Here is a 321-nt window from a genome sequence, read left to right on the forward strand (position 1 = left end):
CCTTTACAAACGGTACAGGTAAAGGGTAGCCCTGCTTTCAATGATTTGGTTCAGCCCTTTGCTTACGATGCCTTTGGCCGGGAGGATAAGAAATACCTCCCTTATGCGGCAACAGGTACCAATGGAAGCTACCGGTCAGCAGCATTAAGCGAGCAGTTGAGTTTTTATACGGTTTCAGGAAGCCAGAGTGGTGAACAGATGAGTAATGGTATCGTGAGGATCCCGACACCCTTTTCACAGACGGTTTTTGAGGTGAGCCCGCTGAACCGGGTGCTGGAGCAGGGTGCCCCGGGCGATGCCTGGCAGCCTGTGTTGAACAGC

General features: G+C 52.6%; 1 protein-coding gene. It reads left to right on the plus strand.

Annotated elements, in window-relative coordinates; translation table 11 throughout:
* Positions 1–321, plus strand: a 321-nt coding sequence (locus OQX64_RS22370) for a DUF6443 domain-containing protein (RefSeq protein WP_265820424.1), incomplete at both ends; no start/stop codon positions are given.

It is taken from the genome of Pedobacter sp. GR22-10, assembly GCF_026239715.1.
GTDB lineage: Bacteria > Bacteroidota > Bacteroidia > Sphingobacteriales > Sphingobacteriaceae > Pedobacter.